Annotated in this window: 18 protein-coding genes and 1 pseudogene; 12 read left to right on the forward strand and 7 right to left on the reverse strand. The window is 71.6% G+C overall.

Annotated elements, in window-relative coordinates; all coding sequences use genetic code 11:
- From VIP82_RS11520 to VIP82_RS11535, 4 genes and pseudogenes are all read right to left on the reverse strand, one after another.
- Positions 1-1174: AtzH-like domain-containing protein (locus VIP82_RS11520; protein WP_331908660.1), on the reverse strand; the 1174-nt coding region annotated here is incomplete at its 3' end.
- Positions 1167-2246, reverse strand: coding sequence for an acetamidase/formamidase family protein (locus tag VIP82_RS11525; protein ID WP_331908694.1), 1080 nt, complete (start codon positions 2244-2246; stop codon positions 1167-1169). The genes VIP82_RS11525 and VIP82_RS11520, both read right to left, overlap by 8 nt.
- Positions 2247-2414: 168 nt before the next feature.
- Positions 2415-3722 (reverse strand): annotated as a pseudogene (gene allB, locus VIP82_RS11530) (allantoinase AllB); the annotation flags it as partial.
- A gap of 157 nt (positions 3723-3879) precedes the next feature.
- A complete protein-coding gene (locus tag VIP82_RS11535; RefSeq protein ID WP_331908664.1) occupies positions 3880-4518 on the reverse strand; it encodes a helix-turn-helix domain-containing protein in 639 nt (212 codons plus the stop codon).
- Between the two features lie 243 nt (positions 4519-4761).
- On the opposite strand from VIP82_RS11535, the gene VIP82_RS11540 reads away from it, so the two are divergent.
- From VIP82_RS11540 to pucL, 6 genes are all read left to right on the forward strand, one after another.
- The gene (locus tag VIP82_RS11540) at positions 4762-5727 is read left to right on the forward strand and encodes an ABC transporter substrate-binding protein (RefSeq protein WP_331908666.1); all 966 of its coding nucleotides are present in this window, start codon (positions 4762-4764) and stop codon (positions 5725-5727) included.
- Between the two features lie 110 nt (positions 5728-5837).
- A complete protein-coding gene (locus VIP82_RS11545) occupies positions 5838-6725 on the forward strand; it encodes an ABC transporter permease (RefSeq protein WP_331908668.1) in 888 nt (295 codons plus the stop codon).
- 11 nt (positions 6726-6736) lie between these two features.
- Entirely contained in the window at positions 6737-7531 is a 795-nt protein-coding gene (locus tag VIP82_RS11550) for an ABC transporter ATP-binding protein (RefSeq protein WP_331908670.1), read from the forward strand.
- A gap of 57 nt (positions 7532-7588) precedes the next feature.
- Positions 7589-8089 (forward strand): 2-oxo-4-hydroxy-4-carboxy-5-ureidoimidazoline decarboxylase, encoded by a 501-nt coding sequence (gene uraD, locus VIP82_RS11555; protein WP_331908672.1) that lies wholly within the window; start codon positions 7589-7591, stop codon positions 8087-8089.
- Positions 8090-8093: 4 nt separating this feature from the next.
- Positions 8094-8432 (forward strand): hydroxyisourate hydrolase, encoded by a 339-nt coding sequence (gene uraH / locus VIP82_RS11560; protein WP_331908674.1) that lies wholly within the window; start codon positions 8094-8096, stop codon positions 8430-8432.
- Positions 8433-8434: 2 nt separating this feature from the next.
- The gene (gene pucL, locus VIP82_RS11565) at positions 8435-9346 is read left to right on the forward strand and encodes a factor-independent urate hydroxylase (RefSeq protein WP_331908676.1); all 912 of its coding nucleotides are present in this window, start codon (positions 8435-8437) and stop codon (positions 9344-9346) included.
- A gap of 44 nt (positions 9347-9390) precedes the next feature.
- Here the strand turns inward: pucL and VIP82_RS11570 are convergent, their stop codons facing one another.
- Positions 9391-9909 carry an adenine phosphoribosyltransferase gene (locus VIP82_RS11570; RefSeq protein ID WP_331908678.1) on the reverse strand — a complete coding sequence of 173 codons (519 nt, stop codon included), beginning with the start codon at positions 9907-9909 and terminating at the stop codon, positions 9391-9393.
- Between the two features lie 72 nt (positions 9910-9981).
- Between VIP82_RS11570 and VIP82_RS11575 the strand changes: the two genes are divergently transcribed.
- From VIP82_RS11575 to VIP82_RS11585, 3 genes are all read left to right on the forward strand, one after another.
- On the forward strand, positions 9982-11664 hold the full coding sequence (locus tag VIP82_RS11575; protein WP_331908680.1) for a glycoside hydrolase family 13 protein: 1683 nt from the start codon (positions 9982-9984) through the stop codon (positions 11662-11664).
- 127 nt (positions 11665-11791) lie between these two features.
- On the forward strand, positions 11792-12811 hold the full coding sequence (locus tag VIP82_RS11580; protein ID WP_331908682.1) for a LacI family DNA-binding transcriptional regulator: 1020 nt from the start codon (positions 11792-11794) through the stop codon (positions 12809-12811).
- Between the two features lie 115 nt (positions 12812-12926).
- On the forward strand, positions 12927-14153 hold the full coding sequence (locus tag VIP82_RS11585) for an amidohydrolase (protein WP_331908684.1): 1227 nt from the start codon (positions 12927-12929) through the stop codon (positions 14151-14153).
- 67 nt (positions 14154-14220) lie between these two features.
- Here the strand turns inward: VIP82_RS11585 and VIP82_RS11590 are convergent, their stop codons facing one another.
- Positions 14221-15318 (reverse strand): VanZ family protein, encoded by a 1098-nt coding sequence (locus VIP82_RS11590; protein ID WP_331908686.1) that lies wholly within the window; start codon positions 15316-15318, stop codon positions 14221-14223.
- 83 nt (positions 15319-15401) lie between these two features.
- Between VIP82_RS11590 and VIP82_RS11595 the strand changes: the two genes are divergently transcribed.
- From VIP82_RS11595 to sufU, 3 genes are all read left to right on the forward strand, one after another.
- Positions 15402-17543 carry an APC family permease gene (locus tag VIP82_RS11595; RefSeq protein WP_331908696.1) on the forward strand — a complete coding sequence of 714 codons (2142 nt, stop codon included), beginning with the start codon at positions 15402-15404 and terminating at the stop codon, positions 17541-17543.
- A 62-nt stretch (positions 17544-17605) separates the two neighbouring features.
- A complete protein-coding gene (locus VIP82_RS11600; RefSeq protein ID WP_331908688.1) occupies positions 17606-18907 on the forward strand; it encodes a SufS family cysteine desulfurase in 1302 nt (433 codons plus the stop codon).
- Entirely contained in the window at positions 18904-19377 is a 474-nt protein-coding gene (sufU, locus tag VIP82_RS11605) for a Fe-S cluster assembly sulfur transfer protein SufU (protein WP_331908690.1), read from the forward strand. The genes VIP82_RS11600 and sufU overlap by 4 nt, the downstream gene beginning before the upstream one ends.
- Before the next feature lie 8 nt (positions 19378-19385).
- Here sufU and VIP82_RS11610 read toward each other — a convergent pair whose 3' ends face one another.
- Positions 19386-20240 carry a DUF4097 family beta strand repeat-containing protein gene (locus VIP82_RS11610; RefSeq protein WP_331908692.1) on the reverse strand — a complete coding sequence of 285 codons (855 nt, stop codon included), beginning with the start codon at positions 20238-20240 and terminating at the stop codon, positions 19386-19388.
- Positions 20241-20369: the final 129 nt, after the last annotated feature.

Raw genomic sequence — 20369 nt, forward strand, 5'->3', positions numbered from 1 at the left:
ACACGGCCGGAGCTTCGGGCGCGGCGGCGAGCCGCGCGAGCAGCGACTCGACCGCGTCGCGCGTCGCCGGCTCCGCGGCGCTGAGCGCCTCGTCGGGCACGACGAAGCGCCAGGGCAGGTCGGCGCCCGACTCGCCCCAGCGTCCTCGGCGGGAATCCTCGCCCGGCTCTCGGCCGGATTCGACACCCTCGCTCCGCGCCGACGACGATCCGTCGTAGCTGAGGCACCAGTCCACGACACGCTGCAGCGTGTCGCCGTCGCGCGCGAGCCACCCGACGGTGTCGAAGGACTGCGCGAGCGGGAGGAGGCCCTGACGCGGCACGAGCCCGTGCGTCGTTCGCAGCCCCCAGAGCCCCTGGTACGAGGCCGGTACCCGCACCGACCCGGCGGTGTCGGTCGCCAGCCCGATGTCGGCCTGACCGGTGGCCACGGCGGTCGCCGGTCCGCTCGACGAGCCGCCGGGGAGCGCCCCGGGCAGCGCGCCGTTCGGGGGCGTGCCGTAGTGCACGTTGTCGCCCGCGATCGAGTACGCGAACTCGTCGGTACGGGCGATGCCGCGCACCGATGCCCCGCCGCGCAGCAGATCGCTCACCGCGGGCGCGGTCGTGGTCTCGGGTCGCGCGGAGTCCAGGAACGCCGGATTGCCGGCGCCGATGCGATAGCCCCTGATCGCGAAGAGGTCCTTCACCGCGACCGTGAGCCCGGCCAGCGCTCCCTCCCAGGCGCCCTGCCAGAGCGGGTCGCCGACCGTGCGCCAGACGGTGCGGTCCAGCGGCTGGGGGCGCGGCGAGACGTGGGCTGCCGTGATGCGCCATGCCCCGTCGATGCGCTGCCAGAGCTGCGTCTGCAGACCCCGGCCCCCGCCGGCGTAGCGCGACACCGAGACGAGGAGGGCGGCATCCGTCCCCAGCTCACGGTGCTCGATGCGCTCGATCGACCGCGGCGCGACACCGCCGCGCGCGCCACGGAAGGCCGAGATCGCGTCGTGCCCGACGAGAAGGCCCGCGGTGTCGCCGCGGAGGGTGCCGGGGCCGGGCGCGAACGTCTCGTCGAGCACCTCCACGTCGTCGGAGATGATCGCGGCCTCGTACCGCTCGAACGCGGCGAGCAGGTCCCGTGGCACCGTCTCGGCGCCGGGGACCACGGTGCGCGGCCGCGGCGTGGACTCAGCCATGCTCCACCGCCGCGAAGTCCGCCTCGCGGATGCGCGCATGCACCCCGCACACGATGTCGACGACCTGCGAGATGTCGAAGTCGGTCGCCGCCGAGAGGTACGCGTAAGCGAGGTGCTCGTCCATGCCGTAGCGCGCCTGCAGCAGCGAGAGCGCCGCGCGCACGCAGTTGCGCATCGCGATGTTCAGATCAGGGTCGAGGCCCGTCGGCACGAGATAGCCCCGTGCGCGGGCGAGCGGGCCGGTCACCTCGCCGAACTCGGCGAGTGCGGCGGCGCGCGGCACCACCTCGAAGCGCAGCGTCGCGCGCAGCGATGCCTCGAGCGCCGTGAGCGCCACTTCGCCGTCGCCCTGTGCGAAGTGCGGGTCGCCGACGTACGCGAGCGCCCCGGGCACCTGCACCGGGAGGTACAGCACCGCACCCTCGGTGAGCAGGTTGATGTCGATGTTGCCGCCGTGCGCGCCCGGCGGAACCGAGTGCGGCCGCACCGCGCCCGCCACCGCGACGCCCATCGTGCCGAGGAACGGCGCGAGCGGGAACTCGACGACGCGCTGCCCGCCCTCGATCACCGGCAAGACGCCCACCAGCCCCGACGCGCGTGCTTCCACCGGGGTGAAGACGCTCACGTTCGCCGCTCCGCGAGGCAGCTCGCCCACGAGTGCGCCCTTGCCGTGACGGTTCGAGATCACGCCGTACGGCACGCGGGGAACGAGCCGCTCCACCGTGATCTTCAGCAGGTCGCCGGGCTGGGCGCCCTCGACGAAGACGGGTCCCGTGACGACGTGCGGTCCGTCAGCGGCGGGGTCCCGCGACAGAGTCGCGGCGATCTCGATCGCATCGTCGAGGACGGATGCCTCCGCCACGCCGTGCCCCGCGAAGAACACCAGCGGGTCCTTGCCCTGTTCCTCGAGGATCCCCTCGTGGCTGACGGTGTCGAACGTCACGGTGTCACCCTGCCCGATCGTCAGCACCGCGGCATCCGTCGCACACGGCAGCCGACCCCACATCACGGTGTCCGGTGTGGCGGGCAGGTAGTGATCGCCCGGGATGGGCCCGGTGCCGCGCTGCAGCACCGTCGGCGCCGTCGGGGTCGTCCCGTTCTGTGCGGGCGCATCGCCGGACGGGCCGGTGGCGCCGTCGCCGTCGCTGTCGCCGACGCCGACGCCGTCGCTGCTGCTGCGGGCAGCCGCCTTCAGCAGCCGGCCGCGCGGCGCACCGCGGAACCGCGGCGCCTCGCCGGGGCCGCCCGCCGTGACGTCGAACACCGACTCGCCGTGCAGCCAGGTGCGGCGGATGCGGCCGGTCAGAACGCGACGGTCGTACGCGGTGATCGGGTTCTTGTGCAGCAGCCGCGCGGCGTCGATCGCGAAGGGGTCGTCGACTCCGAAGACTGTCAGGTGCGCGGGAGCACCGACGTCGATGGTCCCGACGCCGTCCAGCCCTGCGACGCGGGCGGGGCCGGTCGTGTAGAGCGGCAGGATCGTCTCCAGTGGGATGCCGCGGCCCCGCGCCTCGGTCCATACCGCCGCCAGACCGACCTGGAGTCCGGAGATCCCGCCCCACGCCAGGCCGAAGTCGCCGCCGCCGGAGCGCTTCAAGTCCACGGTCGAGGGCGAGTGGTCGCTCACGATCGCGTCGATCGTGCCGTCGACGACGCCCTCCCAGAGCAGATCGCGGTTCGCCGCGTCACGGATCGGCGGGCAGCACTTGAACTCGCTCGCACCCTCGGGGATCTCCTCCGCGGCGATCGTCAGATAGTGCGGGCACGTCTCGACCGTGAGCGCGACCCCCTCGGCCTTGGCCGCCCGGATCGCGGGCAGCGAATGGGCGTCGCTCAGGTGCAGGATGTGGGCACGGGCGCCGGTGCGCCGGGCGGCGTCGATCACGGCGTCGATGGCGGATGCCTCGCTCTCGGCGGGCCGCGACGCCAGGAACGCGCCGTACTCACGGCCGAGCGCCCCATGGTCGTGCAGCAGCGCCGGGTCCTCGGCGTGCACGATCAGCCGCGAGCCGATGGCCGCGATCTCGGTCATCGCGGCGAGCAGCTGCGTGCGGTCGAGGTGGCCGAACTCGTCGACACCCGACGGCGAGAGGAAGCACTTGAACCCGAACACGCCCGCGTCGTGCAGTGGCGCGAGGGCGCCGAGGTTCTCGGGCACCGCTCCGCCCCAGAACCCGATGTCGATGAACGCCGATGGCACGGCCGCCGCGCGCTTGACCTCGAGCGCGTCAGGCGTGGTGGTCGGCGGGAGCGAGTTCAGCGGCATGTCGACGATGGTCGTGACGCCGCCCGCGGCGGCCGCGAGGGTGGCCGACCGAAACCCCTCCCACTCGGTGCGGCCCGGTTCGTTCACGTGCACGTGCGAGTCGACGAGCCCGGGGAGGAGCACGGCGTCGTCGGGCACCAGCACGGTGCGCGCGCCGGCCACACGCGCCCGCACATCGACGATGCCGGCCACGAGACCCCGCTCGACGACGATCGCGGCGGGCCGGAACGAGCCCCCGACCCAGGTGCGTTGGGCGCGGATGACGGAACGCCCGCGCGTCATCGCGTCTCGCTCCCCGGCCGGGGCGAGGTGGCGGGAGGGGTCATGGCGATCTCCAGAGAGTGTCGATGAGCGGATGCCGCGACGCGGCGATGTCGCATCCCGTAAAGCTATTGCTTAATATCGCCGCGCGGGTTTCTCCCGTGTAACACCCTCGTGACTACGCCTCTGCGCCGGCAACGCCGGTGCCGGTGCCGGGACCGGTGAGCGTGAGCCAGATCGCGACGGCGGGATCGGCCGTGTCGTTGACCACGCGGTGCGGGCGCGACGCCGGGAACGAGACCGAGTCTCCCGGACCCAGCCGCACCTTCCCGTCTGCGAACTCGAAGGTCAGTTCGCCCCGGGCGACCCATCCGCTCTCGTAACCGGCGTGCACGAGCATCGTGCCGTCGATGCTCGACGAGGAACCGGGCGGATACGTGGACTCGAACCAGTCGACTCCGGGCAGCGACGCCGGCGAGAGCCGGCGGTAGGTGACCCCCTCGGCGAGCTCCGCGGAGGACATCCCGCCGGCGTGCGCGACGAGCACCCCCGGCAGCTGCTCCGTTACTTCGGCGCGATCGTCGTACGGTCGCGGGGCGAAGAGACCGGGGTCGTCGAAGATCGCCGACACCGGCACACCGAGCACGCCCACGAGCTCGATCAGCCGGTTGACGGACGGCTGCATGACCCCGGTCTCGATCTGCGACAGCGCACTCGACGAGATCCCCAGCTCGTGCGCGACGGACGACAGCGACCGCCCGGTGGCGACGCGGAGCGTCCGCAGTCGCGGTCCTATCTGCGTGGGCACCTCACCCATCGACGTCTCCTGACTCCCGCTGCCGGCCGGGCTGTGCGCCACATCGTATGACGCCGGCGGCCCTCACCGGGACGCCGGAGCCGTCGGCCGCGCGGGCCATCCAGGACGTTAAGCGATCACTTAACACACTCGTTACACGGCCTTCACGCCCCGCGCGAACGGGCGTCCTTGAATGAGGCCAGCCCCACACAGCATCCCCACCCGCTCCGCGCTGCCGCCGGAGCCGATCCAGGAGTCCCGCCCATGCGCCCTCTGTCCCATCGCCTCACCGCCGTCGCCGCCCTCGCGACCGCCGCCGCGCTCGCGCTCGCGGGCTGCAGCGGCTCCCCCTCCGCCGCGAGCGACGATTCGTCCAGCGAGGAGACCGTCACGGTCAAGATCGGAACGCTCCGCGGCCAGCCGCACTTCTACCAGCCCTTCCTCTACAACGACCACGCCGTCGACGGCGTCGAGTTCGAGGTCGTCACTCTCGACACGACGCCGGCACTGTCGGACGCCCTGGTCTCGGGGTCGATCGACTTCGCCATCTCGGGCGTCACGCCCACGATCGCCTCGATCTCGCAGGATCGCGACCTCAAGGTCGTCGCCAGCGCCGCGGACGGCGGCTCGGGCTTCATCGGCAACGGCGAGTCCTCACTCGACGAGCTCGTGGGCGAGAAGATCGGCATCGTCCAGGGCTCGGCTCAGGAGGTCGCGCTGCGGCTGCTGATCGAGGATGCCGGACTCACCCCCGAGGACTTCGCCCTCACCGTGATCCCCGTGCCCGAAATGGCTGCCGCCTTCGGCGCCGGTGACATCGCCGCATTCATGGGCGTGGAGATCGGCGTCTCCATCGCGAAGGCGAACGGCGGCACCGAGGTCGTCGACCCGTACTCGACCCCCATCGGCAAGGTGAACATCGGCCTCATCACCACCGGCGCGCTGATCGAGGAGAACCCCGAGCTCGTGCAGAAGGTCGTCGACACGCACGCCGCCACGACCGCATACATGGCCGACAACATCGACGAGTGGCTCCCCGGCATGGTCGAGGAGTTCGGCGGCGATGAGGCGGTCTTCACCTCCGCGCTCGAGAACTTCTGGCTGCGTTCCGACCTGTCCGAGGAGTACGTCGGCCAGCTCGAGTCGCTCGCGTCCGCGATGGCCGAGATCGGCCTCATCACGGACGCGCCCACGGGGGAGGACATCGTCGACACGACGTTCGCCCCGTGACGCGCCGGTGGTGGCGGCGGGCCCCCCGCGCCGCCACCACCTTCGCTTCACACCCTCGCCGCCCCACCGCCCCACCGCCCCATCCGGCATCCGCTCGAAAGGAGGTCATCGTGACCCAGGCCACCGTGACCGACCTCGCCCCCGACGCCTCGGCGGCAGCACCGCCGCGCCGCCGGCCGCGCCCCCTCGCCCGGCATTCCGCGCTGAACCGCGTGCTGCTCGGCAGCATCGTGCCGATCCTGTTCCTCGTCGTCTGGCAGGTCGGCCGGGAGCAGGCGTGGGAGATCCCCGTCGTCGGCATCCGGATGGGCTTCCTGCCCTCTCCCGCCGACGTCGTCGCGTCCCTGTGGGACTACGCGTTCGGCGGCGTCCATGACGATGCCTTCTCGGGCGACCTGTGGATCAACCTCGGCACGTCCTCGCTGCGCGTGCTCGTCGGATTCGTCATCGCGTCGACGATCGCCGTGCCCCTCGGCATCCTGATGGGCCGCTACTACACGATGGACGCGCTCTTCGATCCGTTCATCAACCTCTTCCGTCCCATTCCCGCGACGGCCTGGGTGCCGCTCGTCGGCCTGCTGATCGGCTGGGGCGACCAGGCCACGATCTTCCTCATCGCGCTGTCGGCGTTCTTCCCGATCGTCCTGGGCGCGATCAGCGGCTCGAAAGAGGTTCCGCCGCGCCTCATCGAGGCCGGACGGATGCTGGGTGCCCGCCGCTGGGAGGTCCTCGCCCAGGTCGTCGTCCCGGCCTCCGCCCCGGCCGTCGTCAACGGCATGCGGGTGGGGCTGGGGATCGCGTGGGTCGTGCTCGTGCTCGGCGAGGGCGTCGGCGTGAGTGTCGGCCTCGGTGCGAACATCATCCTCGCCCGCGACGTGGTGCGCACCGACATGGTCGTGGTCGGCATGATGGTCGTCGGCGTCGCCGGCTTCCTCTCCGACCGCATCCTGATGGGCGCCTTCCAGCTGTTCACCCGCGGCCGCCCGCTGATCAAGTGACAGGACCTGCCATGAGCGACATCACCATCGACACCGCCGAGGTCGACATCAGCGGCCTCTCCAAGCGCTACGGCCCGGAGGGTGCGGGCGTGCAGGCCGTCGCCGACGTCGACCTGCACATCGCCTCCGGCGAGTTCGTCGCGATCGTCGGCGCCTCGGGCTGTGGCAAGAGCACCGTGCTGCGCATCCTCGCCGGGTTCGAGCCCGCGACCGGCGGCACGGTGACCGTCGGCGGCGCACCGATCACCGCCCCGGGGCCCGAGCGGGGCGTCGTGTTCCAGGACTACGGACTGTTCCCGTGGCTCACCGTCCACGAGAACGTGGCGTACGGTCCGCGCCGGCGCCGCCTGCCGCGGGCACGGGCGCGAGAGCTCACCGAGCGATTCATCCGCACCGTCGGCCTCACCCGCTTCGCCGACAAGTACCCCGGCCAGCTCTCCGGTGGCATGCAGCAGCGCGTCGCGATCGCCCGCGTGCTCGCGAACGAGCCCAGCGTGCTGCTGATGGACGAGCCGTTCGGCGCCCTCGACGCGCTCACCCGGTCGGACCTGCAGGCCGAGCTCAAGCGCATCCACGTCGAGACGAAGACGACGGTGGTGTTCGTGACCCACTCCATCGAGGAGGCGGTCTTCCTCGCCGACCGCGTCGTCGTGATGACCGGCGGCGCCTCGCACGGCGTGCCCGGTCACATCAGCCGCGTCGTCGACATCGACCTGCCCGTCGAACGCGACATCACCAGCCCGGACTTCAACGAGTACAAGCGCGAGATATCCGACCTCGTGCACGCGGTCGTCGACCATGTGTGAGCGCGCGCATCCGCGTGGCCCGCGTGCCGCAGTGACGTCGTACCCGAGAGGACGCCGATGACCATCGACGAGTTCAACGCGCTCGACGCCGCGGCCGCACGCGAGAGCGTCGCGGTGTGGGCGGGCATCCCCTCCTGGGTCGAGACACTCGTCGACGGGCGCCCGTACGGCAGTGTCGACGAACTGGCGAAGCGCGCCGCGGCGCTCGCCACCACGTGGACGCGTGCCGACCTCGACGCCGCGGTCGCGCAGCACCCCCGGATCGGCGCCCGGGTGACCGGCGAGAATGCCGAAGCCGCGGCATCGCGTCGCGAGCAGGCCTCGATGGCGGATGCCGCCGCCGACGTCGCCGCCCGGATCGCCGACGGCAACGCCGCCTACGAGGCGCGATTCGGTCGCGTCTTCCTCATCCGTGCCGCCGGCCGCTCCCCCGAGGAGATGCTCGCCGAGCTCGAGCGCCGGCTCGGCAACGACGACGACACCGAGGCACGCGAAGCCGTCGGCCAGCTCGCGGAGATCGCGCTGCTGCGCCTGCGCGCGGCCGTGACGCAAGGATGAAGGCATGAGCAGTCACCTGACCACCCATGTCCTCGACGCGTCGAGCGGAACGCCCGCCCAGAACGTCGTCGTGTCGCTCGCGCGGCACCTGCCCGGCGGCGGCACCGCGGGCGTCGCCCAGGGGTTCACCGACGCCGACGGACGAGCAGCCCTCGGCCCCGAGCGTCTCGAGCCCGGCATGTACGCGCTCACCTTCGGCACCGGGGCGTGGTTCGCCGACCGCGGCGTCGCCTCGTTCTACCCGCTCGTCACCGTGACCTTCACCGTCGAAGACACCGATCGGCACTACCACGTGCCGCTGCTGCTCAGCCCGTTCGCGTACTCGACCTACAGAGGGAGCTAGTCATGGTCTCGGTGAGCCTCGGCGCCAACAAGTACGGCAAGGCGGAGAACCGCATCGTGCGGATCTACCGCGACACCGCCCGCCACGAGATCGTCGACCTCGACGTCACGTCTCAGCTGCGGGGAGCGGCGCTCGCGAGCTCGTTCCTCGAGGGCGACAACGCGATGATCGTGGCCACCGACACGCAGAAGAACACCGCGTTCGCCTTCGCGAAGGAGCACGGCATCCCCTCCCCCGAGGAGTACCTGCTGAAGCTCGGCGACCACTTCGTCTCGGCGTTCGACTGGATCGAGGGCGGCCTGTGGCAGGCCGAGCAGTACGAGTGGGAGCGCATCGTCGTCGACGGCGTGCCCCACGACCACTCCTTCGTCCGCCGAGGACAGGGCACGCGGCTCGCGACCGTGCAGAAGCTCGACGGCGCGACGCACGTCATGGGCGGGGTGAAGGACCTGACCGTGCTGAAGTCGACCGGGTCGGAGTTCGCGGGGTTCCCGCGCGACCGGTACACGACGCTGCCCGAAGCGACCGACCGCATCATGGCGACGTCGGTGACGGGGCGGTGGCGCTTCCTGCCCGAGGCGGTCGACGCGGGCATCGACTACAACGGCCTCTACTCCGACGTCCTCGCCGTGCTGCTGTCGACGTTCGCCACCGTGCACTCGCTCGCCCTGCAGCAGACGCTGTTCGAGATGGGCAGGGCCGCGATCGAGGCGCGAAGCGAGATCGCCGAGGTGCGCTTCGCGATGCCGAACAAGCACCACTTCGCGTACGACCTGTCGCCGTTCGGGCTCGACAACCCGAACGAGGTGTTCTACGCCGCTGACCGCCCCTACGGGCTGATCGAAGGGACCGTCGTGCGCGACGGCACGGATGCCGCACCCGGCGCGTGGCTCGATCTGCCGGGCTTCGTCTGAGTCGTCGTCGGGCAGGCGCCCTGCCCCGACGGCCGGCGCTGTCGTCAGGCGGTGAACACCGTGTGCACGTCGCCGACGACCTCGCGGCCGCCGAGCGCGGTCAGCTCCATGAGCACGGCGGTGCCGACGACCACGCCGCCCAGCTCGCCGACGAGCTGATGCGCGGCGACCAGGGTGCCGCCCGTAGCGAGCACGTCGTCGACCAGCAGCACGCGGCTGCCCCCGGCGATGTCGTCGTGCGCCTCGATCGTCGCGGTCCCGTACTCGAGCGCATAGGTGACGGCTGCCGCGGGCAGCGGCAGCTTGCCGGCCTTGCGAATCGGCACCAGGCCCGCACCCGCCTCCATCGCGGCCGCGCCGGCGAGCAGGAACCCGCGCGCCTCGACGCCGGCCACGACGTCGAAGGACCCCTCGAACGGCGCGATCATCGCGTGGATGACGGTGCGGAGGGCCCGTGCATCCGCCAGCAGGGGCGTGATGTCGCGGAACAGCACCCCCGGCTCGGGGTAATCGGGGATCGTGCGGATCAGGGACTCGGCGCGCGTGAGGGCTTCGGACAGCACCCGCCCACCCTACGCCCGGGGTCTGGATCCGGCTCGACGTCACAATGTAAGCGCTTGCAGTACACTGGCCGGATGACTTCCGCAGAGACCGCTGAGCGCACGGACGCGTTCCTCGCCCCCGTCGGCGGCGAGTGGTGGCGCACCGCCGTCATCTACCAGATCTACCCCCGCTCCTTCGCAGACGCATCGGGCGACGGCATCGGCGACCTGCCGGGCATCACGTCGCACCTCGCCGACCTCGCCGACCTGGGCATCGACGCGATCTGGCTGAGCCCGTTCCAGCGGTCGCCGCAGAAGGATGCCGGCTACGACGTCAGCGACTACTGCGACGTCGACCCGCTGTTCGGCACGCTGGCCGACTTCGACGCGATGCTCGCCGGCGCCCATGACCGGGGCATCCGTGTCATCGTCGACCTCGTCCCCAACCACTCCTCCGACCAGCACGAGTGGTTCCAGCAGGCGCTGGCCGCCGCGCCGGGCAGCCCCGAGCGCGGGCGTTACATGTTCCGCGACGGCAAGGGCACGCACGGCGAACTGCCCCCGAACAACTGGGAGTCGGTCTTCGGCGGCCCCGCCTGGACCCGCGTCGTCGAGGCCGACGGCCGGCCCGGCCAGTGGTACCTGCACCTCTTCGACTCGTCGCAGCCCGACTTCGACTGGTCGAACGAGGAGGTGCGCGAGGAGTTCCGCCGCATCCTGCGCTTCTGGCTCGACCGCGGCGTCGACGGCTTCCGCGTCGACGTGGCGCATGGCCTCGTCAAGGCCGAGGGCCTGCCCGACTACATCCCCGACCCCGAGGCCGGGTCGATGGGCGGCGAAGAGGAGAACGTGCCCTACTGGGGTCAGGATGCCGTGCACGAGGTGTACCGCGACTGGCGCAAGATCCTCGAGGAGTACCAGGGCGACCGCGCCCTCGCTGCAGAGGCGTGGCTGCCGACCGCCGAGCGCACGGCCGAGTGGGTGCGCTCCGACGAGATGCACCAGGCCTTCAACTTCCCGTACCTGCAGACCGAGTGGAACGCCGCGCACCTCCGCGAGGTCATCGACGTGTCGCTGCGGGCGTTCCCGGGGGTCGGGGCGCCGAGCACCTGGGTGCTGTCGAACCACGACGTCGTGCGCCACGCCTCGCGCCTCGCGCTGACGGCCGAGAACCCGCAGGGTCACGGCATCGGCCCGGAGTCGCCGGGCCAGCCGATCCCCGAGGTGGGTCTGGCTCGCGCGCGCGCCGCCACGACGCTCATGCTGGCGCTGCCGGGCTCCGCCTACCTGTACCAGGGCGAGGAGCTGGGCCTCCCCGAGGTCATCGACATCCCCGGCGAAGCGCGTCAGGACCCGACCTGGTTCCGCACGAACGGCGAGCGGTACGGCCGTGACGGCTGCCGCGTGCCGATTCCGTGGAACGCGGATGCCCCCGCCTACGGCTTCAACGAGAGCGGTGCCTCGTGGCTGCCGCAGCCGGCCGAATGGGCACGGCTCGCGCGCGACGTGCAGTCCGGCGTCGAGGGATCCACGCTCGAGCTGTACCGCACGCTTCTCGCCGAGCGCCGCGCGCGGTCGCTGGGCGCGGGCTCCCTCGAGTGGATCGACGGCTACGGAGCGGATGCCGTCGCATTCCGCAACGGGAATGTCACGGTCGTCGCGAACACCGGTTCCGCGCCGATCGCGCTCCCGGACGGTATCGTGATCGCGTCGAGCGGTCCGGTCGCAGGCGGGGAGCTTCCCGCCGACACGACCGTCTGGGTGACGAACGACTGAGCCGGAGCCTCCGGGCACGGCGGCCTCCGGGCACGAGCACGCTCATCGACTTGCCCTATAAGTTCGCGACACGCCCGTCGTGTTGTACATATAGGGCAAGTCAACCGGGGCGGAGAGAGGTGACGACGTGGTCAGCATCGACGAGGTCGCCCGTCAGGCGGGCGTCTCGACGGCGACCGTCTCGCGCGCGCTGAGCGGGCGGGGCCACGTCTCGGCCGGCGCCAAGGCGAAGGTCGAGGCCGCCGCCAAGAGCCTCGGCTACGTGGTGTCGGCCTCCGCCTCCAGCCTCGCCTCAGGACGCACGCGCAATATCGGCGTGCTGGTGCCCTTCCTCGACCGCTGGTTCTTCTCGACGGTGCTGAGCGGCATCGCGTCGGCGCTCATGCGCCGTGGCTACGACATCACGCTGTACAGCCTCACCGCCGATCGCGCCGAGCGCCACGACATCTTCGACACGTTCCTCCGGCGTCAGCGCGTGGACGGTGTCATCGCGATCTCGCTGGAGCTCGGCGAGGAGGAGACCGAGCGGCTGGTCGCACTCGACCTGCCGGTCATCGCGATCGGCGGACCCAATCCGCGCCTGACCACCCTCACGGTCGACGACGTCGCGGTCGCCCGCCTGGCCACCGAGCACCTGCTCGCCCTCGGACACCGCGCGATCGCGCACATCGGCGCGAGCCCCGAGTTCGACATCGACTTCCACATCCCCACCCAGCGCCGGCAGGGGTTCGAGCAGGCACTGGCGGATGCCGGCATCACCGTCAGCGCCTCGCTCTTCGAGCCCGCCGACTTCACGATCGAGGGCGGCTTCCGCGCCGCCAAGCAGCTGCTCGGCAAGCCCGGCGGCCGGCCCACCGCGATCTTCGCGGCCTCCGACGAGATGGCGATCGGGGCACTCCTGGCCGCACGTGAGCTCGGCTATCGCGTGCCCGAGGACCTGTCGGTGATCGGCATCGACGGCCACGAGCTCGGAGAGTTCTTCCGCCTCACGACGGTCGACCAGTTCCCTCTCGGGCAGGGCGAGCGTGCCGCCGACGCGATCCTCGAGGCGCTCGAGTCGACGGATGCCGAGACGCCGACCCATCGTCCGGGCGAGCTGCCGTTCGAGCTCATCGTGCGCGGCTCGACGGCCCGCCTCCCCTCCTGACGCCTTACTCCGCCGCCGCGGCGTTTCGGCCTCCTTGCTGCGCCGCCGATTCACGCCCATCCCCCCGGGAGGCCCAGGCGGCGCTCGCGCGACGCCCGCGGATAGGCTCGACCCCATGACCCTCGACCTCGAAGCGCTCTACATCGATCTGCACCGGCATCCGGAGCTGTCCTTCCAGGAGACCCGCACGGCGGGGGTGATCACGCAGCACCTCACCGAGCTCGGCATCGAGTTCGAGGAGGGCATCGGCAAGACCGGCGTCGCGTCCGTCATCCGCAACGGCGAAGGCCCCGTCGTGTGGCTGCGCGCCGACATGGACGCCCTTCCGGTGCCCGAGCAGACCGGCCTCGAGTACGCCAGCACCGCACGCGGCACCGACCCCTCCGGCAACGACGTGCCGGTGATGCATGCGTGCGGCCACGACATGCACGTCACCGCCCTGCTCGGCGCGCTGGAGCGCCTGGTCGCCACGAAGGACGAGTGGTCGGGCACGATCGTCGCCGTCTTCCAGCCCGCCGAGGAGTACGGCGCCGGCTCGCAGGCGATGATCGCCGACGGCGTGCTCGACCGGTTCCCGAGGCCCGACATCGTGCTCGGGCAGCACGTCACGCCCCTGCCCGCCGGAACCATCGGCGTGCGCAGCGGCACGCAGATGGCGGCATCCGACGGGCTCACCGTGACGCTGCTGGGCCGCGGCGGGCACGGCTCGCGTCCTCAGGCGACGATCGATCCCGTCGTGATGGCGGCGGCCACCGTCATGCGGCTGCAGACGATCGTCTCGCGCGAGGTCGACCCGCGCGATGTCGCGGTCGTCACCGTCGGCTCGATCCACGCCGGGCTGAAGAACAACATCATCCCGGCCGAGGCGAAGCTGGAGCTGAGCCTGCGCTACCCCGACGACGAAGCCCGCGCCCGCGTGCTCGAGAAGGTCGAGCGCATCGTGCGCGCCGAGGCGCAGGCCTCCGGCGCCGAGGAGCCTCCGGTCATCGTCACCGACCACACCCTCCCGCCGACCATCAACGACGTCCACGCCACCGCGCGCCTCGTGCTCGCGTTCGACGCGGCCTTCGGCGAGGGCACCGTCATCGACCCGGGCATGTTCACCGGCAGCGAGGACGTGTCGTGGTTCGCCCGCGAGGCCGGCGTGCCCCTCGTGTTCTGGTTCTGGGGCGGGGTCGACGCGGCCGCGTTCGCCGAGGCGTTCGCCGCCGGAACCGTCGAACGCGACATCCCCACGAACCACTCGCCGTTCTTCGCACCGGTGCTGCAGCCGACGGTGAGCCGCGGCGTCGAGGCGCTCGTGGTCGCCGCGCGCGAGTTCCTGGACACGCCCGCGCCCTGATCCTCACGCGGGCACCGGGGCTGCGCGTCGTCTCGCAACCTGGCTCGGCGACCGGACACGCGGTGCCTCATATGCCGGAAGCGGATGTCGGACCCGGCGGCGCGGCATCCGGTTCCTCCGGCTCGCGGGCATCGACGACCCGCTGGCCCGAGACGAGGCCGGGCAGCCCGCGACCGCCGGTCGTGAACACGAGCACCACCGAGAGGCCCGCGAACACCGCGGCGACGAACGTCCACGCGCCCGGGAGCGCGATGAGCAGGAGCCAGCCGCCGATGCCGCCGAGGAAGCGGAGGGCGCGGGCGAGTCCGACGGGCAGCGGCCCGCCGGTGAATCGCAGCCGCACCGCGTGGTCACCCACGGTGCCTCCGGTCGCAAGCGTGACGACGAGCCACACCGCGATCGGCGCGGCGCTCCCGACGAGACTCGCGGCCGACCCGTCCTGCACCGCCGCCTCCGCACCGAGCAGGTACAGCGTCAGCTGCACCACCACGACGACCGACAGGCTGAGCAACCACGCGGCGAGCCCGTCGCACACCATGGCGAGCAGACGCCGCCCGCGCGTGACCGGCTGCGGCTCGTCGGCGTCGGGCAGTCGCGGCGATCCCCGCAGGCGGCGCGGCACCCCGAGGGCGAGGAGTGAACCGAGGACGGCCCCGAGCGTGTTGGTGAGCAGATCGTCGACGTCGAACACCCGGTAGGCGCACGGGTAGAGGCCCCACACGCCCGTGAGCTGCGTGACCTCCACGAAGGCCGACACCGCGAAGCCCACCACGAGGGCGGTGACGACGCCGCGATCGCTGAGCACCCGGATGAAGAAGCCCAGCGGCACGAACAGCAGCACGTTCAGCAGCAGCTGCGCCACGGCGGGATCCGTGGCCGCCGCGCCGCCACGGCGCGCGAGGGCCCCCCGCACGTCGGCGGCGAGCGCCGTCACATCGACGTTGACGCCCGCGCAGCGGATCGCGTCGGGGTCGGGCAGCGGCAGCAGCGTGTAGGTCCAGATCGCCATCACGGCGACCAGCGCCGCGCCCCACAGCAGAAACCGTCCCACGCCGAAGCCGCCGCGCCGGCGGAAGCTGAGCGCGACGAAGGGCACGAACACCAGCACCCCGACGACCACCCCGAGGGTGATCGCGAGCACGGCGAGGATGATCCGGTCCTCCACCCCTCGAGTGTCCCAGAGAGGCCGCTGCATGGATTTCGTGAGGATGCCCGTCCTGATGCGTCCTCACGATCTCCTCACGAGTAATCTGGCCCGCCGTGACGAACGAAAGCCGCGAGCAGTCGGTAGATGAGGCGCCGAAAGCCAAGCGCCTCATCCTGGGCGACCCCTTGGCGTCCACCGACACGGACGAGCACCTGCTCCCGAAGAAGATGGCGCTGCCGATCTTCGCCTCGGACGCCCTCTCGTCCGTCGCGTACGCCCCCCAGGAGCTTCTCCTCATCCTGCTGACCGGCGGCCTGGCGTTCCTCGCGTTCGCCCCGTGGATCGCGGCCGCGGTCGTGGTGCTGCTGATCGTCGTCGTGATCAGCTACCGGCAGTTGATCAAGGCCTACCCGTCGGGCGGCGGCGACTACGAGGTCGCCCGCAAGAACCTCGGCGAGATCCCGGGAGTGATCGTGGCATCGGCCCTTGCGGTCGACTACGCGCTCACCGTGGCGGTGTCGGTCGCGTCGGGCGTGGACAACATCATCTCGGCACTGCCGGGCCTCAATCCGTTCCGCGTCGAACTGGCCGTGGGCTTCGTCATCCTCATCGTCGTGATGAACCTGCGCGGCGTGCGCGAGGCCTCCCGCGCGTTCGCGATCCCGACGTACGTCTTCATCGGGTCGGTCGGCGTCATGATCATCGTCGGCCTGTTCCAGGTCGTGATGGGCAACCCACCGGTCGCATCGAGTGCGCAGTACGGGGTCGAGACCCAGGACCTCACCCAGGCGGCGGTCATCCTGCTGGTGCTGCGGGCGTTCTCGAGCGGCTGCTCGGCCCTGACGGGCGTCGAGGCCGTCTCGAACGGGGTGCCCGCATTCCGCACGCCGAAGGTGCGCAACGCGCAGACCACGCTCGCGCTCATGGGCGGGATCGCGATCCTGCTCTTCTCCGGCCTCACCGCGATCGCCCTGGTGGCGGGCGTGCACTATGCCGAGAACCCCTGCGATCTCATCGGCTTCGACTGCGCCAACCCGCAGCCGAGCCTCATGGCGCAGGTCTCGTCGGCGGTGTTCGGCATGAACTCCGTCCCGTTCTTCATCATCCAGGCCGCGACGGCCATCGTGCTCCTTCTCGCGGCGAACACGGCGTTCAACGGCTTCCCGCTGCTGGGGTCGGTGCTCGCACGCGACGGCTACGCTCCGAAGGCCCTCAACACCCGCGGCGACCGGCTGGTGTACTCCAACGGCATGATCATCCTGGGCCTGGTCGCGATCGGCGTGCTCATCGTCTACCAGGCGAACCTGACGAACCTGATCCAGCTGTACATCATCGGTGTCTTCGTCTCGTTCACTCTCGGTCAGATCGGCATGATCCGGCACTGGCGACGGGGTCTGAGAGCGATCCGCGACCTTCCCGCCGACGAGCGCAGCACCAAGGCGGTCCGCACCGAGCTGTTCGGTCTGCGCAAGGGCCTCCTGATCAACACGCTCGGCGCGACGATGACGGCATCCGTCCTCATCATCGTGACCATCACGAAGTTCACGCACGGCGCCTGGCTGATCTTCCTCGCGATCCCGGTGCTGTCGTTCCTGATGGTCGGCGTGCACCGCTACTACCGCGACGTCGACCACGAGATCGCGATGGACGACCAGACGCACTTCGGCTCGACCGGCGATGTAGCCCTCATCCTCGTCAACAAGCTGCAGAAGCCGGTCGTGAAGGCCGTCGACTACGCCCTCGCCGCCAAGCACGACAAGACGTTCGCCGTGCACATCTCGGTGACGAAAGAGGATGCGGCGGCCCTCGAGGCGGAATGGCGCGCGCACCGCATGCCCATCCCGCTCAAGATCATCGAGTCGCCCTACCGCACGTACGCGAGCCCGATCGCCGAATTCGTCAAGCAGTACCGCGAGCAGCACGGCTCCGCGGTGGTCACCGTCTACCTCCCGCAGTACATCGTCGGCCACTGGTGGGAGTCGCTCCTGCACAACCGGCGTGCGCGCCGCATCGCGCAGCAGCTCATGCTCGTACACGGCGTCTCGATCACGCTGGTGCCCTGGCTGCTGGACTCGTCCGAGCTCATCTACGGCCGCCGCTCCCGTGCGCTTCCCGGTGACGACCGTGCCGGACGGCTGGCGGCGCCCGAGGTGCACCGCGTCGGCCGCAGGGCGATCCGCCCCGCCGGGCCGCCCGAGCACTCCGGCGCCTCCGAGCCGTCGGTGCCCGCCACCAAGCCCTGACCACCGGGAGGCCGCAGCGCGACCCCGGCGCCGGGTGGCGGCATCCCGCGTAGCCTTGAAGGGTGACCACTCCCGCACCTGCACCCTCGCCGGCCGTGCTCCCGGACGCCGCGGCGCTCCGCGAGGACTTCCCGCTGCTCGGCGAGCGCGTCAACGGCGAACGCCTGGTCTACCTCGACTCGGGCGCGACGAGCCAGAAGCCGCAGGCGGTCATCGACGCGGAGGTCGACTTCCTCACGCGCGCGAACTCCGCCGTCCATCGCGGCGCGCACACGCTGGCGGCCGAGGCGACGGAGCTGTTCGAAGACGCCCGCGCCACCGTCGCCGGTTTCGTCGGCGCGCGGCCCGAGCAACTGGTCTGGACGAGCGGGGCCACGGCGGGGCTCAACCTCGTCGCCTACGCGATCGGCAACGCCTCGCTGGGCCGCGGCGCCCCGCAGAGCGCACGGTTCGCCCTGCGCCCGGGCGACGAGATCGTGGTGACCGAGAGCGAGCACCACGCCAACCTGATCCCGTGGCAGGAGCTGGCCGCCCGCACGGGGGCCGTGCTGCGCCATATCCCGGTCCACGACGACGGGACGCTGGACATGGATGCCGCACCCGCCGTCATCGGCGAGCGCACGCGCGTCGTCGCGTTCACGCATGTCTCGAACGTGCTGGGCATCGTGAACCCCGTGGACCAGCTCGTCGCCCTCGCCCGTGCGGTCGGCGCGGTGACCGTGCTCGACGCCTGCCAGTCGGCGCCGCATCTGCCGCTCGACCTCCCGGCGCTCGATGTCGACCTCGCGGTCTTCTCGGGCCACAAGATGCTCGGCCCGTACGGCATCGGCGGCCTCTACGGCCGCTCCGAGGTGCTCGAAGCGCTGCCGCCGTTCCTCACCGGCGGCTCGATGATCACGACGGTGACCCTCGACGAGGCCGCGTACCTGCTGCCGCCGCAGCGGTTCGAGGCCGGCACGCAGCCGGTATCGCAGGCCATCGGCCTGGCGGCCGCTGTCCGCTATCTCGACGGGGTCGGCATGGCCCGGGTGCACGGGCACGAGAAGCAGCTGGAAGCCCGGATGGGCGAGGGGCTGCGATCGATCCCCGGGATCCGACTGCTCGGTGACGCGCCGGGGGCGGAGCGGGTCGGGCTCTGGTCGTTCGACGTCGACGGCGTGCACGCGCACGACGTCGGGCAGTTCCTCGACGCGCGCGGCGTCGCGGTACGCGTCGGTCACCACTGCGCGCAGCCGCTGCACCGCCGGTTCGGCCTCACGGCCTCGGTCCGCGCATCGACGGCGCTGTACAACACCGCCGACGACGTCGATGTGTTCCTCGACGCCCTGTCGGGTGTGCGCTCGTTCTTCGGGGCCGGCGCATGAACGGCCTGGAGTCGCTGTACCAGGAGCTGATCCTCGACCACTCCAAGCGCCCGCACGGCAAGGGCCTCGCCGACGAGGCCGCCGAAGGCGGCGATCAGGCCAGCCGCGTCGCGACCTCGTACCAGCGCAACCCGATCTGCGGCGACGAGATCACGCTCCGCGTCCGCCTGTCCGACGACGGCACGACCGTCGACGAGGTGACGTGGGACGGCGCCGGGTGCTCCATCTCGCAGGCGTCGGCATCGATGCTCGCCGCGCTGATCGAGGAGGAGGAGCGGATGCCGCGGGCCGAGGCATCCGAGCTCGTCGACGGGTTCCGCGAGGCGCTGCGTTCGCGCGGTGAGATCGCGCTCGACGAAGAGGTGTTCGGCGACGCCGCCGCACTCTCGGGCGTCTCGAAGTTCACGGCGCGGGTGAAGTGCGCGATGCTCGCGTGGGTGGCGTTCGAAGACGCCGTCTCCCGCGCCTGACCCCCGTCTCAGCCCGCGACCGGGTGCGTCCGGTGCACGGTGATGTCGCCGTAGCCGGTGCGTGCGTAGAGCTCCAGCGACGCCTCTCCCTCGATCGGGCCGGTGGCGGCGGCCAGCTCGTTGCGCACCGACGCGTGCTGGCTCGACGCGTCGAGCCAGACGGCGGTGCCCGAGCGGATGCCGAGCGTCACGGCGCCGTACGAGGCTTCGACCCGCGCCGTCCCGCCGTTGAGATCGCCGATCCGCACCGGTCCGTAGGCCGAGCGGACGGTCAGCGCCGGCCCGGGATCGCCGAGATGGACGACTCCGCTCGACGTCGCGATGTCGGCGATCCCCGACACGGATCCGACGTCGATGCCGGCATCCGATCCCTTCAGCCGCAGCGCCCCGTCGACGATGCCGATGCGCGCGCGGCCCGAGCTGATGCTCACGTCGGCGTCGCCGCGCACGTGCTCGACGCGCAGCTCGCCGTGTCCGAGACCGAGGTCGGCGCGGCCGGTGCGCTCGAGGGTGGCATCGCCGTAGTCGAGGGCGATGCGCGCGGTGCCGACCGCCCCCGCGACGCGGATAGAACCGTACTTGAGGGCCAGCGAGACGTCGGAGCCGGCAGGGACCCGCACGGAGACGTCGACGGAATCGCCCGAGCCGAAGAGCGTGAAGCGCGTCGGCCCGACGATGCGCAGATCGGAGCCGGAGTGGATCACCCGCACGGCGTCGGCGGCGCTGCGGTCGCCGCCCCGGTGGGGGTTGGCGGGGCCGATCTCGACCGCGAGGTCGCGACGGGACTCCGCGATGACGTCGATGCGCCCCATCTGCAGCTCGATGCGGAGGGCCGCCGGTCCCGGCGCCGGGAACGTCTTCATCAGCGCACCCAGCCGGTGTACGAGGAGCCCGCGCCCGCCGCGACGCCGGGCGCGGGATCGAGCGACGCCGTCACGGCGCGCACGAGCCAGGCGTTGAGCGAGACGCCGTCGGCGGCGGCTGCGGCCTCG

Source organism: Microbacterium sp. (genome assembly GCF_036566905.1).
In the GTDB taxonomy this organism is placed as follows: domain Bacteria; phylum Actinomycetota; class Actinomycetes; order Actinomycetales; family Microbacteriaceae; genus Microbacterium.

Coding starts and splice junctions, on each gene's coding strand:
- VIP82_RS11610 (WP_331908692.1), bottom strand. CDS start 20,240: ATGAAGACGTTCCCGGCGCCGGGACCGGCGGCCCTCCGCATCGAGCTG.
- uraD (WP_331908672.1), top strand. CDS start 7,589: ATGACCATCGACGAGTTCAACGCGCTCGACGCCGCGGCCGCACGCGAG.
- VIP82_RS11585 (WP_331908684.1), top strand. CDS start 12,927: ATGACCCTCGACCTCGAAGCGCTCTACATCGATCTGCACCGGCATCCG.
- pucL (WP_331908676.1), top strand. CDS start 8,435: ATGGTCTCGGTGAGCCTCGGCGCCAACAAGTACGGCAAGGCGGAGAAC.
- VIP82_RS11550 (WP_331908670.1), top strand. CDS start 6,737: ATGAGCGACATCACCATCGACACCGCCGAGGTCGACATCAGCGGCCTC.
- VIP82_RS11575 (WP_331908680.1), top strand. CDS start 9,982: ATGACTTCCGCAGAGACCGCTGAGCGCACGGACGCGTTCCTCGCCCCC.
- sufU (WP_331908690.1), top strand. CDS start 18,904: ATGAACGGCCTGGAGTCGCTGTACCAGGAGCTGATCCTCGACCACTCC.
- uraH (WP_331908674.1), top strand. CDS start 8,094: ATGAGCAGTCACCTGACCACCCATGTCCTCGACGCGTCGAGCGGAACG.
- VIP82_RS11540 (WP_331908666.1), top strand. CDS start 4,762: ATGCGCCCTCTGTCCCATCGCCTCACCGCCGTCGCCGCCCTCGCGACC.
- VIP82_RS11535 (WP_331908664.1), bottom strand. CDS start 4,518: ATGGGTGAGGTGCCCACGCAGATAGGACCGCGACTGCGGACGCTCCGC.